The following is a 16,274-nucleotide window of genomic DNA, read 5'->3' as shown; positions in this document are numbered from 1 at the left end:
TAGTAGATTTTAATAGTTCTTGTAGAAAAGAAAAGCCTGGAGTTTGCCAACTTCAGGCTTTTCTTATTTTATATATTGCTTATAAAAAATTCCGCAATTCTTTTATCTCTTCCGGATTTGCTGTTTCAGAATTATCTGTAATGGCTGATGAATGATAAAAAGTAGGTTCTAATTTTTCCTGTAACAATTTAATATTCGAAGATCGTAAACCTCCGCCGGGCATAATCTCAATTCGGTCTTTTGCAAGTTTCTGAATCATTTCTAAATCATCGATTCCTTCTTCAACACTTGTTGCGTGACCAGAAGTTAAGATGGTTTTAAAACCACAATCAACAACATCTTCAAGGGCTTGTTCTATCGAATTGACATGATCAAAAGCACGATGAAAAGTACAGGAAAGCGGACTTGCCAAATTGACTAATTCCTGATTTTGCTTTTTATTGACACTTCCGTCAGGATTAAGAATTCCAAAAACAAAACCGTCAACACTTAATTTTTTCAAGTGTTTTATATCCTGCTTCATTTCTACAAATTCTTCATCAGTATATACAAAATCTCCACCGCGAGGCCTTATGATAACATGCATTTTAATCGATAATTTTTCTCGAACTCTTACCGCCAAAACAGCATTGGGCGTTGTTCCGCCAAGTTGCATATTTTCGCATAGCTCAATTCGATCTGCACCACTTTCCTCTGCAATTAATGCCGATTGGTAATTGAAACACGCTATTTCCAGTTGATTTTTTTTCATTTTGATTAAAAAGAAGTTTTATCATTTCTCACTTAACAAAAATATTAATTAAAAATCAAAATCGCATACTCAAAGTAAAAAGCTAGCCAATTGGAACGTGGGCTTAGACTCCGCTCAGCCTGACAAAAGAGTATTAAATTACTTGTAAGTACATTTGTCATCCTGAGCGAAGTCGAAGGCTAGTTGATACTAAACATCTTTTTTATTATAATATTTATGAGAAGTTTCATTTAAACATTCTGAAAGATTTTTTAAGTCTTCCCATCTATCATTTATTATCGCTTCTTTCTTTTTTCTACTCCATCCTTTCACTTGCTTTTCAAATGCAATAGCTTGATTAATATCATTAAATTCGGTGCAAAAAACTAATTTCAAAGGTCTTTTACTATATGTGTAGCTTTCTTTATTTAAACCAAAATGGTGTTCATTTAATCTCCTGTCTACATCATTTGTAACTCCAGTGTAATAACTGTCATCATAACATTTTAATATATAAACATAATATCTTTTCATCTTATTTGATTTCAAAAACATATAAAAGTAAGAAAATTTACTCAAAAACTCCAAGATCTTCCTATCTGAATGTTGATTCTCATCGAAGTATAAAGATGCTCCAAATAGCAACGGGTCTTCGACTTCGCTCAGACTGACAAACGTGATTCATAAAAATCTATTTGCTAATCAACTGTCACCCTGAGCGAAGTCGAAGGGCGCCCCAATGGGAACAAGGGCTTCGACTTCGCTCAGCCTGACAAATGAATGTGTATAAAAAAACCTGCTCTTTTTTAGAGCAGGTTTTAAAATATAATGCAAGATGAATTTAATTTACCATTTAATAATAGCGCTTGCCCAAGTGAAACCACTTCCAAAAGCGGCTAAAACAACCGTATCTCCTGATTTGATTTTTCCTTGTTCCCACGCCTCTGTCAAAGCAATCGGAATTGAAGCTGCAGTTGTATTACCGTATTTCTGGATATTATTATGCACTTGGTCATCCGTCAATTTGAATTTGTTTTGAATGAATTGTGAAATTCTCAAATTCGCCTGATGTGGAATCAACATGTCAATATCCGAAACTTGTAAACCGTTTGCCTCTAAACCTTCATTAATTACTTCTGCAAAACGAACTACTGCATTTTTAAATACAAATTGTCCGTTCATATACGGATAATAACTTTCGTCATTTGGGTCATTATCTGCCAAAATATCGGTTACCCAACGCGCTCCCATTCCAGGTGCCTGCAAAGCTAATTCCTCTGCATGTTGTCCTTCTGAATGCAAGTGAGTAGATAAAATTCCTTTTGTCAGATCTTCTTCACGGCTTAAAACCGCTGCTCCTGCTCCATCTCCAAAAATTACCGAAACTCCACGTCCGCGGGTTGTCATATCTAATCCTGTAGAATGTACCTCAGAACCAATCACCAAAATATTTTTATACATTCCGGTTTTAATATACTGGTCTGCAACAGAAATAGCATAAACAAAACCAGAACATTGATTTCTAACATCTAATGCTCCTACGGTACGTAATCCTAAATCGCGTTGTACCAAAACTCCGGGTCCTGGAAAATAGTAATCCGGACTTAATGTAGCAAAAACTACAAAATCAATATCTTCTTTGGCTACGCCAGAACGTTCTATCGCAATTTTAGCTGCTTTTACTCCCATTGAAGTTGTGGTATCTTCTCCACGAATGATATGTCTGCGTTCCTGAATTCCCGTGCGCTCCTGAATCCACTCATCATTGGTATCAATAATCTTAGACAAATCATCATTGGTCACAACATTTGAAGGAACATAATATCCTAAGCCCGCTATTTTTGAGTGATACATATTGTTTTATTATTTATTAAAAAATTCGATTGCAAATTTAAGTATACTTTAAATCATTAGCGTACAAATTAGTGTTTTTTTCGTAATTGGCAATTTAATATACTTCAATTATAAATTCAATTGAAGCTATTTGTATCACGAAAAAACAGTTTTCATACCAAAACATTGAAAAGTATGAAAAATAACGTATAAAATGTAACAAGTTTAAAGTACTTTAGTCAAACATTATGAAAAGCATTTTTTTAAACTCCTAAAATTCAAATTATGAAATTAAAGGTTACTCTCCTCTTATTTCTAAACATGGGCTTTTTTGCCTTTGCTCAGGAAAACCTAACCTATCAAAAACCTTCTAAATCTATACTAGATCTAGCCGATTACCAAAGAGCTCCAACAGTATCTATGGATACTAAAAAGGAAACCATGTTACTAATGTACAGAAACACCTATAAAACATTAGACGATTTAAACCAGGAAGAGCTTCGTTTAGGTGGACTGAGAATTAATCCGGTAACTAATATATCTAGTACGGTTACTTATACTACCAATCTTAAATTAAGAAAGATTAGCTCAAAAAACGAAACACAAGTTGCAGGGTTGCCTGAAAATGCTAAAATAAGCAACATTTCATGGTCGCCAAATGATAAGAAAATTTTGTTTTCGCATACTACAAATTCAGGCGTAGAACTTTGGGTTGTAGATGTAGCAACGGCAAAAGCAACAAAACTTACCGATGCCACTGTTAATGCAAATCTTGGTAATCCGTTTAGCTGGTTTTTAGACAGTGAAACTATCCTGGTAAAAATGCTTCCTAAAAACAGAAAGCCTTTATTAGATTCTAAAAAAGATTTACCAACAGGTCCAATTATTTCAAGTACATCAGGTGCAAAATCTCAAAACAGAACCTATCCTGATATGTTGAAAAATCAAAATGACGAAATTAATTTTGAAAATATCATTACTTCAGAATTGTACAAAGTCAGCCTTAACGGAACTGCGACTCTGTTTAAAGAAGCGGCAATGTATGCGGGAGAAAGAATTTCACCAGATGGTAATTATATTATGTTAACTACTATTCAGAAACCATTTTCATATGTGGTACCTCTATACAGATTTCCATCTAAAACAGTTGTTTATGATGCAAGAGGAAAAGAAATTAAAACGGTTAATGAAGTTCCTTTAAACGAAATAATTCCTAAAGGTTTTATGGCCGTTAGAAAAGGAAAAAGAGAAATGGCCTGGAGAAACGACAAACCGGCTACGTTATCTTATGTTGTAGCTCTTGATGAAGGAGATCCAGCAAATAAAGTTGATTTTAGAGACGAAGTTTTTCTTTGGGATGCGCCTTTTACCAATAATGCAACAACTTTGGCAAAAGTACCTCAACGTTACAACGACATAGTTTGGGGTAACGATAATACTGCTTTCCTTACTGACGAATGGTACGACACCCGTAATACAAAAACGTATTTAATAAATCCGTCTAACCCAAGCCAGCAGCCAAAAGTTATTACAGACAGAAACCAGCAAGATGTTTACTCAGATCCCGGAGTTTTTGAAACTAAAAAGAATGAATACAATAAATATGTGTTAGCGATCGAAAAAGAAAATGCATATCGCATTGGCGAAGGATATACAAAAGAAGGACAATTCCCTTTTATTGATGAATTTAATTTAAAAACGTTACAGTCAAAACGCCTTTACACTTCGACTTATAAAGACAAAAAAGAAGATTTATTAGGGATCGAAGATTTTAAAACCGGAAAAGTTTTAGTTCAGATTCAGTCTAAAAGTGACTATCCTAATTATTATTTCAGAAATATTAAAAAACAAAATAGCCTTACGCCAATTACATCTTTCCAAAATCCTTTTGAAAGTATTAAAAACGTAAGTAAAGAAGTTATTAAATACAAACGTAAAGATGGTGTTGAACTTTCCGGAACTTTATATTTACCTGCCGGTTATGACAAAGTCAAAAAAGAGAAACTACCGTTGTTAATCTGGGCTTATCCGGCTGAATACAAAGACAAAAACAGTGCAGGCCAATCGACTCAAAACTCAAACGAATTTACGTTTCCTTATTACGGATCATTTGTGTATTGGGTAACCAAAGGATATGTGGTTCTTGACGATGCTGCTTTTCCTATTATTGGCGAAGGAACTACAGAACCTAACGACAACTTTATACCTCAATTGGTAGCCAATGCCGAAGCTGCTATTGATGCTGTAGATGCTTTAGGATATATCAACCGTAAAAAAGTAGCGGTGGGAGGACATTCATACGGCGCTTTTATGACTGCTAATTTATTGACACATTCTAACCTGTTTGCTTGCGGAATTGCGAGAAGTGGTGCTTACAACAGAACCTTAACTCCATTTGGTTTTCAAAGCGAACAACGTAATTATTGGGAAACTCCTGAGGTTTATACTGCAATGTCTCCTTTTATGAATGCAGACAAAATGAAAACGCCGCTTTTATTAGTTCATGGTGAAGCTGATAATAATCCAGGTACTTTTACTTTGCAAACAGAGCGTTATTACCAAGCACTAAAAGGTTTGGGAGCCACTACAAGAATGGTAATTTTACCTAAAGAAGCACATAGTTATGTTGCCAAAGAAAACATCTTACACCTACTTTGGGAACAAGATCAATTTTTAGAGAAGTATTTAAAAAACTAAATTTCATTTATTTTCGATAATAAAAAAACCCGACAGAATTTAAATTCTGTCGGGTTTTGTATTTTAAGATTAGAAAATTATCTAATTACAAATAGTTTAAACCTAAAAATATTTCCTGTTCAAGAGGCAAATCGATTTCACTTTCAAAAAACACCAATTGTCTTTTATAAACCGTTTCAATCAGATAATGATTTCCTCTAAAATAAGTTTTTCTAATTTTTACCGGCAAATTCGATTCATTGACCATTTTAAACTGATGCGGATATACCAAAGTCTTATGCGTTTGATCTTCATAAGAAAGTAATAAATGAGTAGGAACTTCATTTACTTCTCCAAACAATGAAGCTACATATTTAGTTTCAGGATCTTCGTAAATTTTTACCGGATTGTCTTTTACAATAACTTCTCCGTTTCGCATCACAATCGCTTCATCTGCAAAAGATAAGGCATCGGTACTATCATGGGTTGCAATAATGCAGGTAATTCCCTTTTGTTTTAAATATTTAAATAAATTTCGGCGTAAGGCATTTTTACGAAAAGCATCTATTTGGCTAAAAGGTTCATCCAATAAAATGACTTCCGGCTCTAAAGCCAGAACTCTTACCAGCGCCACTCTTTGTTGCTGACCTCCGCTTAAAAACTTCGCTTTTACGTTCGAAAATTGCTCCATTTCTACCATTTCCAACAATTCCTGAACACGAAGTTTTTTCATGTTCGCAAAACCATTCGAAAGAAACTTACCAACGTTTTCTGCAACAGTTTCAAAAGGAGACAAATCAAAATCCTGTGCCAGATATTTCATATAAGGCATTCCCGGAATCAAATTGTATTTAGGGCCTAAAATAGGTTTTTCGTTATAAAAAATCTTGCCTTCATTTAAATCATATAAACCATACAGTAATTTAAGAAGCGTACTTTTTCCACAGCCGCTTTCACCAATAATAGCAATATTTTCTCCTTTATTGATAGTAAAAGAAACGTTTTTTATAACAGGGTTTTCGGTATACGAAAAAGAGATATTTTGAATGTCGAGCATGGGTTATGTTTGAAAGCACAAATTTACAATGTTTAATTTCTAAAGTCAAAAAAAAGCTGCTTCAAATATGAAACAGCTTTTAAGAAATTTTATTGCGTTTGAAACTTATTTTCCAGCTTCTGCTTTTGCATCATTTACCATTTTGTCGTTTGCAGTAATAGAAAATTCTACACGACGGTTTTGGGCTCTTCCTTCAGGAGAATCATTAGTTGCAATAGGATCAGCAATTCCTAAACCTGAAGTTTTGAAACGACTTGATTTTAGTCCTTTTGAAGCTAAATAAGCTTGAACAGATGCAGCTCTTTGTCCTGAAAGTGTCAAATTGTATTCTGGTTTTCCTGTATTATCAGTATAACCAAAAATTTGAATATCAGTATCTCCGTATTCATTAAATACAGGAACTAATTTATCTAAATTTGCTTTTGCCTGAGTTGTTAAAGTCGATTTGTTTGTATCAAAACGAACAGAATTTTCATTTAAAGTTAAATGGATTCCTTCACCTACTCTTTCTACAGAAGCTCCTGGTAAAGCCTGATCGATTTCACGAGCTTGTTTGTCCATTTTGTTTCCAATAAGAGCTCCAGTTCCACCACCTACAGCAGCACCAATTGCAGCACCTAAAGCAGCGTTTCCGCCTTTCCCTAAATTATTTCCTAAAATACCTCCAATAAGACCACCGGCAACTACACCAATTCCTGCGCCTTTTTGAGTATTATTTGCGTTTTTTACTGAATCGCAACTTGTAAAGAAACTTACCAATACAAGTAAACTGCTCAAACCTAAAACTGTTATCTTTTTCATATTATAAATTTTATATTTTTTTAATTTTAATTAGCTCTTTGAAATTGGTAAACAACGTCTTTAACTTGTCCGCCAACATTAATATTATCGATTAACTGAAAAGAACTTTCAGTAACACCAGCAACTTTTAATAAGTAACCATCTCTTACTTTTTTCGCTTTTTCACCAGCATTAAGAATTTTAAGAACAAAAAGTCCCTGATTGTTAATACTCCACACGATTGGCGAGCTAAAACCGGTACAGCTTGGCGCAGTTAGTGCCATCGTACCTTTATTGTTATTTGAAATAAAACTCCATGTACTACCAATAAAGCATTTAGAATCTGCAAGATCAAAAGAATTTACTTTGATATATTCAGAACCGGGATAAGAAACATTGGTTAAAACCCAATTTCCTTTAAGAGCAACTTGAGTAGATTTATCAAGTTTAGTCGATAGCGAAGTGCCTTCTGTTGAAGCTGTTGTCGAAGCTGATTTACACGCGAATAACATCGTGGCGATCATGCAAATGAAAATAATTTTCTTCATTTTGTACATTTATTTAAGTTAATACTTACTTATTTAACAATTATTATACCACAAAGATACAATTCATAAGAATATCATTTGTTTTACAATCTGATTATTTTCTTTCAGAATTAACACTTGCGACATTTTGTCACTAAAAAAGCAATTGGTATTCTATTTGAAGAAATGAGAATCATCACATTAAACTAAAAAATTAAAAAAATATGACAACAGGTAAAATTAATGTTTCGGTAGAAAACATCTTTCCCTTAATCAAAAAGTTCTTGTACAGCGATCACGAAATCTTTTTACGTGAGTTAATTTCGAACGGAACCGATGCTACTTTAAAGCTAAAACATTTAATTAGTATTGGAGAAGCCAAAGTTGAATATGGTAATCCTTTTATCGAAGTGAAAATCGATAAAGAAGCAAAAAAAATTCACATTATCGACCAGGGTCTTGGGATGACAGCTGATGAAGTTGAAAAATACATCAATCAGGTTGCTTTTTCAGGAGCCGAAGAATTCCTTGATAAATACAAAGATTCTGCAAAAGATTCTGGTATTATCGGACACTTTGGTCTTGGTTTTTACTCTGCCTTTATGGTGGCTGAAAAAGTAGAAATCATTACAAAATCATACAAAGACGAACCAGCTGCACACTGGACATGTGACGGAAGCCCTGAATTTACTTTAGAGCCGGCTGACAAAACTTCACGTGGTACAGAAATCATCCTGCATATTGCCGAAGATTCTCTTGAATTTTTAGAAGATTCAAAAATCAGTGGATTATTAAACAAGTACAACAAGTTTATGCCTATTCCGATTAAATTCGGAACAAGAACAGAAACACTTCCAAAACCGGAAGATGCTCCTGAAGATTACGTAAATGAAACTGTTGAAACTGACAACATCATCAATAATCCAAACCCGGCCTGGACAAAACAGCCAACTGAATTATCTGATGAAGATTATAAAAACTTCTACAGAGAATTGTATCCAATGCAATTTGAGGATCCGTTGTTTCACATTCATTTAAATGTAGATTATCCATTCAACCTAACAGGAATCTTGTATTTCCCTAAGTTAGGATCTGATATGCAAATTCAGAAAGATAAAATTCAATTGTACCAAAACCAGGTTTACGTTACCGATAACGTAGAAGGAATTGTTCCTGAATTTTTGACAATGTTAAAAGGAGTTATTGACTCACCGGATATCCCATTGAATGTTTCTCGTTCAGGATTACAAGCGGATGGTGCAGTTAAGAAAATCTCTAACTATATCACTCGTAAAGTTGCTGATAAACTAAAAGCTTTATTCAACGAAAACCGTGCTGATTTTGAAGCTAAATGGAACGATATTAAAATCGTTTTAGAGTACGGAATGCTTTCTGAGGATAAATTCTACGAAAAAGCAGGTGCATTTGTTTTATACCCAACGGTTGATGACACTTACTTTACTCTTGAAGAATTAAAAGAGAAACTAAAAGAAAACCAAACGGATAAAGACGGAAAACTGGTAGTACTGTACGCTGGAAATAAAGAAGCACAACACTCTTATATTGAAACAGCTAAAGAAAAAGGATACGAAGTTTTACTTTTAGATTCTCCTATTATTTCGCACTTGATTCAAAAAATTGAAGGTGACAATAAAGATGTAACTTTTGTACGTGTAGATTCTGATCATATTGATAATTTGATCAAAAAAGATGAGAACACGATTTCTAAATTATCTGATGAAGAAAAAGAAACTTTAAAAACTTCATTAGAAGCTTATATCCCTAAAGCGTATAGTGTACAACTAGAAGCTATGGATAGTCAAGCTGCTCCGTTTATCATCACGCAGCCTGAATTTATGCGTAGAATGAAAGAAATGAGCCAATCTGGCGGTGGAGGAATGTTCGGAATGGGTAATATGCCGGAAATGTACAATTTGGTAGTAAATACCAACTCTGATTTGGCAACCAACATTTTGAATACTGAAGACAAAACACATCAGGAACACTTGGTAAAACAAGCTTTAGATCTTGCTAAATTATCGCAAAACCTTTTAAAAGGAGAAGCTTTAACGGCGTTCGTAAAAAGAAGTTTTGAAATGATTAAATAATATTTTTAATCGAATAAATATTTAAAAATCCTGTAAGCTCAGCTAACAGGATTTTTTTTTATGCTTTTATTTCTAAAACCTTAAAATAGATTGTTATTTATTTTTCGGAAAAATTAAACGCTACATCATTACATTCAAACTATTTTCTTTATTTTGCAGCAAAATCTAAAAAACCAATGAAAAAATCAATTATTGCTTTTGTTACACTCGCAGTATTAGCATCTTGTAGCAAAAAAGAATCTACCGACAACTTGCACCTTACAGGAAATATAAAAGGATTAAAAAACGGGACCTTATACATTCAAAGAATCGTTGATACCTCTCTTGTAGCTATTGACAGCATTAAAATAGACGGAGACTCTTCTTTTGAAAGCGACATTAAACTGGAATCTCCAGAGGTACTTTATTTATACCTGGATCGTGGCGTTACCAATTCATTAGACAATAACATTTTGTTTTTTGCTGAACCTGGTAATATTAATATCGACACCAACTTAGACAACTTTATCTATAATGCCAAAATTACCGGATCTAAAAATCAGGAACTATATGATGAATATAAAAAAATAAACTCTCGTTTTAATGATGAAAATCTGTCCTTGGTAGAATCAAGATTTAAAGCTACAAAAAGACAAGACCAAAAAGCACTTGATAGTATAAACACGAAACAAGAATCTAACATCAAAAGAAAATACTTGTATGCTACAAACTTTGCTCTTAACAATAAAGATCACGAAATAGCCCCTTATATTGCTTTATCTGAGATTTACGACATCAATGTTAAATTCCTTGATACAATTCAAAAATCAATGACGCCAAAAGTAGCGCAATCTCTTTACGGAAAAAAACTAACAAAATATGTTGCCGACATTAAAAAAGAGCAACAAAAACAATAATACAGCATTGACAAAAACAAAAAAGTCCTGAGAAATCTCAGGACTTTTTTATTTATAGTAAACTCCAAATTTTTAAATTCCAAACTATAACGAAATCAACTTTATAATTAAATTGGAATTTGAAATTTTAAAGATTTGATTTTTATTTCATTTTATCTTCCTAACAAAGCTCCAAACATAGAAAGGATAAATATTAATCCGTACAATACTAAAATAGCAAGCGTAAAAATACCAAGGAATTTGTAATGAGATTTCAAATACCCAAAAGAGCTGGTTAGTGCTTCAGTATCGTTATCTCTAAACGCTTTTTTTGCATTAGATGCAAATTTGAATAAATAATAAACCGGGAAGAAATAAATTGCTCCAATAATAAAATACACAATTCCTATTACTACCCCAAAAGAACCTCCCATAGCGCTCGCTCCCGGGATCATACTTCCCATCGCTGCGAAAAAGGTTCCTGCAAAAACTGCAATTAGCATGATAAGCCCAATACCTACAAATCCTACTATTGATAAAAAGTAGGCCCATTTTGCGGTTTCTTTTAAAAAGTCTTTTGCAGATTGATCGAGTTGCAACTCAAATTTTTCAAAAACTGAATTTTCTTCCATTGTTAAATATGTTTTGGTTAAGAAACAAACATAAGAAAAATATGGTTACAATTTTTCATCAAAGCAAATTCCCAATTAAATAATAACATTAAAATTCAAAATCCCAATCATACTTGCAATAAAACAATTCGCTCCAAAGGCCTTAACTTTTAGATAATAATAAATTTTACCATTCGATCTCAAAGTTGAAACTAAAGGATTTTAATTCAAAAATCTCAATCATTTGGAATTTAGAATTTTTAAATATTGGAATTTCTCTTTTTTGTTTTTCGGGCAAAAAAAAACCACCACTAAAAAGTGATGGTTTTACGTTGAGCCGGCGGAGGGACTCGAACCCACGACCTGCTGATTACAAATCAGCTGCTCTAGCCAACTGAGCTACGCTGGCGACTCATTACGGATGCAAATAATTTGCTATTTTTTTAAATAAAAACCACCACTAAAAGTGATGGTTTTGTTGAGCCGGCGGAGGGACTCGAACCCACGACCTGCTGATTACAAATCAGCTGCTCTAGCCAACTGAGCTACGCTGGCGACTCATTACGGGTGCAAATATAAAGCGGTTTTTCGTTTTACCAAAATAAATTTGCACTTTTTTATACTTTTTTTTGCTTACAATTCGTTGATTTTAGCAATCAATTGATTAGCAGTTTCTTCCAATTCAACATTGATTTGTTTAAAGTGCGCTTTTTTATTTTCAACGTTCTTAGCATTCACTTTTGTGATCAAAGTATCAAAAGCAGCGATAGCCTGATCGATCAAAGCATTCGTTTCTGGAGTAGGATTTCCTGTTGTAGACATTTCGAATAAGTAAATTGCCTCAATAATATCTCCTAATACGAAGTTGATGTCTTTCTTTAAATTTTTAACGTTTGCCATTTTTATTTTAATTTTAATTTGCGACTGCAAAAGTACACATAATCTTTCTATTAAGCGCTATGAAATGTAAATTTCTAAAATAGAAGCTTTTCCGTTCAAAATAAATGCATTTATCTCAGCCGGAACCAAAACCGTATCTCCTTTTATATACAATTGTTTGAAACCTTCATATTCAATTTCAAAACTCCCTTCGATACACATATAAACCGTAAAAGTTTCTCCTGATTTAGCCACCTCAACTTTATTGTCTAAAGGAATAAAATTCGTGGTAAAATAAGGACAATCTACCACTGTATTCGAAGTATTTACTTTTGTCTCATATTTTTTCTGCGTTTCTACCTTATTATAGTTGATAGCATCAAGAGCTAAATCTACATGAAGTTCTCTTGTATTTCCCTGAGCATCCTTTCGATCAAAATCGTATAAGCGGTATGTAATATCAGATGTCTGCTGAATTTCGGCTACTACCAATCCTGCACCAATAGCATGAACGGTTCCGGTTTCTAAAAAGAAAACGTCGCCGGATTTTGCTTTTACAGTATCTAAAATCGAAACCAGCGTTTTATCCTCTAAATGTTTTAAGTATTCCTCTTTGCTGGAATTTTCTTTAAAACCAACAATAATTCTCGCATCGGCATCAGCTTGCGTTACATACCACATTTCGGTTTTACCAAAAGAGTTATGACGTTCTTTTGCTAATGCATCGTTTGGATGTACTTGTATCGAAAGATCTTCACGTGCATCTAAATATTTAAAAAGCAACGGAAATTGTTTTCCAAACCGTTCGTAAACTTTTGTTCCCAGAATTTCATTTGGCATTTCATCAATAAGTTCCATTAATGATTTTCCCTTCAAAACTCCATTAGAAACAACACTTACATCACCTTCTACGGTTGACAATTCCCAACTTTCGCCGGTTATTTTAGAAGTAATTGGTTTATTCAAAATTGTTTTCAGCTTCTCTCCTCCCCAGATTCTATCTTTTAAAATGGGCTCAAATTGTAAAGGGTATGATTTTATACTCATGTTTTCTTAGGCTAATATCTTTATTAATATAATATCGATCTGATATTTTTTTCTACAATACTAATTCTTTGACAGTTTCAAGTGCTTTCGGGATGTGTTTTCCGGCATTCATACTATCAAAAATCAAAATAACAACACCGTTTCTGTCAATCACATACGTTACTCTTCCTGGCAAAAGACCAAATAAGTTATCGCGAACCCCAAAAAGGTGTCGCAATTTTTTATCCTGATCAGATAAGAGTATAAAAGGCAACTGATGTTTGTTGGCAAATTTGTGATGTGATTTTACACTATCGCTGCTTATACCAATAACTTCAGCACCAAGATCCTTAAAATCTTCATATTGATCTCTAAAGCTACAAGCTTCAGTAGTACATCCTGGCGTATTATCTTTTGGGTAAAAATAAATCACTATAGGCTTTCGACCCAAAACACTTTGGCTTTCAAAAACTTCTCCATGACTATCTTTTGCAGTAAAATTCGGAACTATATCTCCTATTTTTAGTGACATTTATTATTCTCCTTTATAAGTTACAAAATTACGATCCGTTTCATTCAAAACGATTTCTAGGTCAAAATCGGGCTGAATTCTTTTTCTAATTTTATTCCATATCACAACAGCAATATTTTCTGCAGTTGGATTCAAATCCTGAAATTCCGGAACATCCAGATTCAGGTTTTTGTGATCAAACGGAATCTCTACTTCTTCAAGTATAATATCCGCTAATACTTTCACATCTAAAACAAAACCAGTTTCCGGGTCAATTTTTCCTGTAACACTTACTGTTAAACCATAATTATGACCATGAAAATTGGGATTATTACATTTTCCAAAAACAGCATTGTTTTTTTCAAATGTCCAATCTTTTCTGTGCAATCGATGTGCAGCATTAAAATGCGCTTTTCTTGATATGGTTACTTTCATTTTGGTGGTTGGTTAGTCTGGGTTAAAGCTTATGATCTTCTAAATAATGATCAAATTCATCAAATATTATTTTAAACCAAACGGTATAAATTTCAGGTTGTTTCTCAATATCAGCTTTTACATCTTCTATCTTCATCCATTTCCAGTCTTCGACTTCTTCAGGATTGATGGCCGGATCATCATTATAATAACCAATCATAACATGATCTAGTTCATGCTCAGTTAGACCATTATCGAAAGGAGCTTTATAAATAAAATGAAAGAGTTCTTTCAAATCGGCTTTAAAACCCATTTCCTCAAACAATCTTCTGCTTCCGGCTTCAACATTCGTTTCACCTTCACGCTGATGGCTGCAACATGTATTGGTCCAGAGTAAAGGCGAGTGGTATTTTTGATGAGCGCGTTGCTGCAGCATAATTTCGTTTTTATTATTTAGAATAAAAACCGAAAAAGCGCGATGCAATACTGCTTTTTCATGTGCTTCTAATTTTGGCATTAAACCAATCTGCTCATCGTTTTGATTTACTAATATTACGTTTTCTTCTGTCATAAGGCTTATTGATCAAACAAAAATACGAAAAAAGAAATGGCTTGAAAATTCTAGCGGAGATTGTGAAAAGTTTAACGAGCATTGCATTTTACAAAAAACTGATTCACAACAAAATACAGATCATTCAAGCTAAAAAATCCTTTAAAAACAAGCCGTAAAAACTAAAACTGAATGTTTTACGTACATAATAAAAGTTAAAACATACTTAAAAAAATCTCAATTGTACAATCCACAGGATTTCAACGCGAAATCTAGTTGTATCTTTGAAACCACAGAATTAAAGCACTCAAAAACAATGAAAACAAAAACCCAAATCTTCAGTCTTTGCTTTTTAATTCCGCTTTTTATTTTACAGGCATGCGGACAAAGCGCAAAAAAAACAAATACCAAAACAGTAGTAATGGAAAACAAAATCAGCAAAACCGGAAATCCATATTATTCGAATACAGATACAACCAAACTCAATGTGAGTAACGCTGAGTGGAAAAAAGTATTACCCGAAGATGTTTATGACGTAATGCGAAATGCAGATACCGAACGACCTTTTACCGGAAAGTATTGGAATACAGATGAAAAAGGAACATACTATTGCGCTTCTTGCGGCAACTTACTTTTTCGTTCCGGAGCAAAATTTGCCAGCAGTTGCGGATGGCCAAGCTTTTTTGAACAAGACAACAAAAAAAGTGTAGTATACCAAAATGATAACTCTGTGGGAATGGAAAGAATCGAAGCGCTATGCGGACGTTGCGGCGGACATTTAGGTCATTTATTTGATGACGGACCGGAACCAACCGGAAAACGTTATTGCATGAATTCGATCGCACTTGACTTTGTTCCTGATTCTAAATAAAACAACGATGAAAAATATATTTCTGATTGCCATTTTTGCATTATCCCTGAACGGGTTTGCACAAAATACCAAAGCAAAAAGTGCTTCAAACCTTGAAACAATAACACTTGGCGGAGGCTGTTATTGGTGCGTTGAAGCTGTTTACGAAAATTTAGACGGAGTAAAATCTGTAGTTTCGGGTTTCTCCGGAGGAAAAGTAGCCAACCCTACTTATGAAGAAGTTTGCACGGGAACCACCGGTCACGCCGAAGTGGTTCAGATCACCTACGACAAAACAAAAACTGATATCAATGAAATTTTTCAGGTTTTCTTTACCGTTCATGATCCAACAACATTAAATCGTCAGGGGGCAGATGTTGGAACTCAATATCGTTCTGTTATTTTTTATAAAAATGAAGAACAGAAAAAAGCAGCGCAAAGCATTATTGCAGAATTAAACAAAGCAAAAGTCTACAACAGTCCAATTGTGACAAAAGTAGAACCTTTTAAAGTTTTCTATAAAGCCGAAGATTATCACCAAAATTATTATGCAAACAACAAGAGTCAACCGTATTGCAAAATGGTAATTCAGCCGAAAATAGAAAAATTCGAAAAAGTATTTAAAGACAAATTAAAAAAGAAATAACAGACTTTTATATTGGTTAATAATAGTTGCCGTTCATGAAAGTGAACGGTTTTTTTTTATTTTTTTTGCCACGGATTTCACTAATTATCACGAATTAAAATTAAACATTCTAAAGAAAAAAATTAGTGGAGATTAGTGAAATTCGTGGCAAACTTTTTTCTCCAATAGCAATTCATATTTTTTGTAATTTGCAACCACAAA

The 16,274-nt window shown here is 33.6% G+C and carries 17 protein-coding genes and 2 tRNA genes; 5 read left to right on the top strand and 14 right to left on the bottom strand.

What is annotated here, in order from left to right:
• Positions 1-79: 79 nt before the first annotated feature.
• From FLP_RS18370 to FLP_RS18360, 3 genes are all read right to left on the bottom strand, one after another.
• Positions 80-751 carry a copper homeostasis protein CutC gene (locus FLP_RS18370; protein ID WP_065450949.1) on the bottom strand — a complete coding sequence of 224 codons (672 nt, stop codon included), beginning with the start codon at positions 749-751 and terminating at the stop codon, positions 80-82.
• Positions 752-940: 189 nt separating this feature from the next.
• Positions 941-1,264: a GIY-YIG nuclease family protein gene (locus FLP_RS18365; protein WP_065451191.1), complete on the bottom strand. Its 324-nt coding sequence runs from the start codon at positions 1,262-1,264 to the stop codon at positions 941-943.
• A gap of 312 nt (positions 1,265-1,576) precedes the next feature.
• On the bottom strand, positions 1,577-2,584 hold the full coding sequence (locus FLP_RS18360) for a 3-oxoacyl-ACP synthase III family protein (protein ID WP_065450948.1): 1,008 nt from the start codon (positions 2,582-2,584) through the stop codon (positions 1,577-1,579).
• Positions 2,585-2,848: 264 nt separating this feature from the next.
• Here FLP_RS18360 and FLP_RS18355 point away from each other — a divergent pair, with 264 nt between their 5' ends.
• A complete protein-coding gene (locus tag FLP_RS18355) occupies positions 2,849-5,260 on the top strand; it encodes an alpha/beta hydrolase family protein (protein ID WP_065450947.1) in 2,412 nt (803 codons plus the stop codon).
• 85 nt (positions 5,261-5,345) lie between these two features.
• Here FLP_RS18355 and FLP_RS18350 read toward each other — a convergent pair whose 3' ends face one another.
• The 3 genes from FLP_RS18350 to FLP_RS18340 all read right to left on the bottom strand — a co-directional run bounded on the left by FLP_RS18350 (position 5,346) and on the right by FLP_RS18340 (position 7,624).
• Positions 5,346-6,296 carry an ABC transporter ATP-binding protein gene (locus FLP_RS18350; RefSeq protein WP_065450946.1) on the bottom strand — a complete coding sequence of 317 codons (951 nt, stop codon included), beginning with the start codon at positions 6,294-6,296 and terminating at the stop codon, positions 5,346-5,348.
• Between the two features lie 105 nt (positions 6,297-6,401).
• On the bottom strand, positions 6,402-7,097 hold the full coding sequence (locus FLP_RS18345) for a YiaD family glycine zipper/OmpA-like lipoprotein (RefSeq protein ID WP_065450945.1): 696 nt from the start codon (positions 7,095-7,097) through the stop codon (positions 6,402-6,404).
• Positions 7,098-7,123: 26 nt separating this feature from the next.
• The gene (locus FLP_RS18340; RefSeq protein WP_065451190.1) at positions 7,124-7,624 is read right to left on the bottom strand and encodes a lipocalin family protein; all 501 of its coding nucleotides are present in this window, start codon (positions 7,622-7,624) and stop codon (positions 7,124-7,126) included.
• A gap of 203 nt (positions 7,625-7,827) precedes the next feature.
• Between FLP_RS18340 and htpG the strand changes: the two genes are divergently transcribed.
• Positions 7,828-9,711, top strand: coding sequence for a molecular chaperone HtpG (htpG, locus tag FLP_RS18335; protein ID WP_065450944.1), 1,884 nt, complete (start codon positions 7,828-7,830; stop codon positions 9,709-9,711).
• Between the two features lie 176 nt (positions 9,712-9,887).
• A complete protein-coding gene (locus FLP_RS18330) occupies positions 9,888-10,607 on the top strand; it encodes a DUF4369 domain-containing protein (protein WP_065450943.1) in 720 nt (239 codons plus the stop codon).
• A gap of 152 nt (positions 10,608-10,759) precedes the next feature.
• Here the strand turns inward: FLP_RS18330 and FLP_RS18325 are convergent, their stop codons facing one another.
• The 8 genes from FLP_RS18325 to idi form a co-directional block, all read right to left on the bottom strand.
• Positions 10,760-11,218: a DUF5362 family protein gene (locus FLP_RS18325; RefSeq protein WP_065450942.1), complete on the bottom strand. Its 459-nt coding sequence runs from the start codon at positions 11,216-11,218 to the stop codon at positions 10,760-10,762.
• 314 nt (positions 11,219-11,532) lie between these two features.
• Positions 11,533-11,606 (bottom strand) — tRNA-Thr (locus tag FLP_RS18320).
• A gap of 72 nt (positions 11,607-11,678) precedes the next feature.
• A tRNA-Thr gene (locus FLP_RS18315) sits at positions 11,679-11,752 on the bottom strand.
• A gap of 78 nt (positions 11,753-11,830) precedes the next feature.
• On the bottom strand, positions 11,831-12,097 hold the full coding sequence (locus FLP_RS18310) for a hypothetical protein (RefSeq protein ID WP_026982865.1): 267 nt from the start codon (positions 12,095-12,097) through the stop codon (positions 11,831-11,833).
• A 57-nt stretch (positions 12,098-12,154) separates the two neighbouring features.
• Positions 12,155-13,123, bottom strand: a complete 969-nt coding sequence (locus tag FLP_RS18305) for a type I phosphomannose isomerase catalytic subunit (RefSeq protein WP_065450941.1) — start codon at positions 13,121-13,123, stop codon at positions 12,155-12,157.
• Between the two features lie 52 nt (positions 13,124-13,175).
• Complete coding sequence (locus FLP_RS18300; RefSeq protein WP_065450940.1) at positions 13,176-13,634, bottom strand: peroxiredoxin; 459 nt, start codon at positions 13,632-13,634, stop codon at positions 13,176-13,178.
• A gap of 3 nt (positions 13,635-13,637) precedes the next feature.
• Complete coding sequence (locus tag FLP_RS18295) at positions 13,638-14,048, bottom strand: 6-carboxytetrahydropterin synthase (RefSeq protein ID WP_065450939.1); 411 nt, start codon at positions 14,046-14,048, stop codon at positions 13,638-13,640.
• A 22-nt stretch (positions 14,049-14,070) separates the two neighbouring features.
• Positions 14,071-14,598 carry an isopentenyl-diphosphate Delta-isomerase gene (gene idi, locus FLP_RS18290; protein ID WP_065450938.1) on the bottom strand — a complete coding sequence of 176 codons (528 nt, stop codon included), beginning with the start codon at positions 14,596-14,598 and terminating at the stop codon, positions 14,071-14,073.
• 295 nt (positions 14,599-14,893) lie between these two features.
• Here idi and msrB point away from each other — a divergent pair, with 295 nt between their 5' ends.
• Together msrB and msrA are read left to right on the top strand one after the other, a co-directional pair.
• A complete protein-coding gene (gene msrB / locus FLP_RS18285; RefSeq protein ID WP_065450937.1) occupies positions 14,894-15,448 on the top strand; it encodes a peptide-methionine (R)-S-oxide reductase MsrB in 555 nt (184 codons plus the stop codon).
• A 7-nt stretch (positions 15,449-15,455) separates the two neighbouring features.
• Positions 15,456-16,073 (top strand): peptide-methionine (S)-S-oxide reductase MsrA, encoded by a 618-nt coding sequence (gene msrA / locus FLP_RS18280; protein ID WP_083195903.1) that lies wholly within the window; start codon positions 15,456-15,458, stop codon positions 16,071-16,073.
• Positions 16,074-16,274: the final 201 nt, after the last annotated feature.

The sequence above is a fragment of the Flavobacterium piscis genome (assembly GCF_001686925.1).
GTDB classification, from domain to species: domain Bacteria; phylum Bacteroidota; class Bacteroidia; order Flavobacteriales; family Flavobacteriaceae; genus Flavobacterium; species Flavobacterium piscis.
Note: the sequence above shows the minus strand (reverse complement) of the source record. Positions and strands in the feature narration are given on the sequence as shown.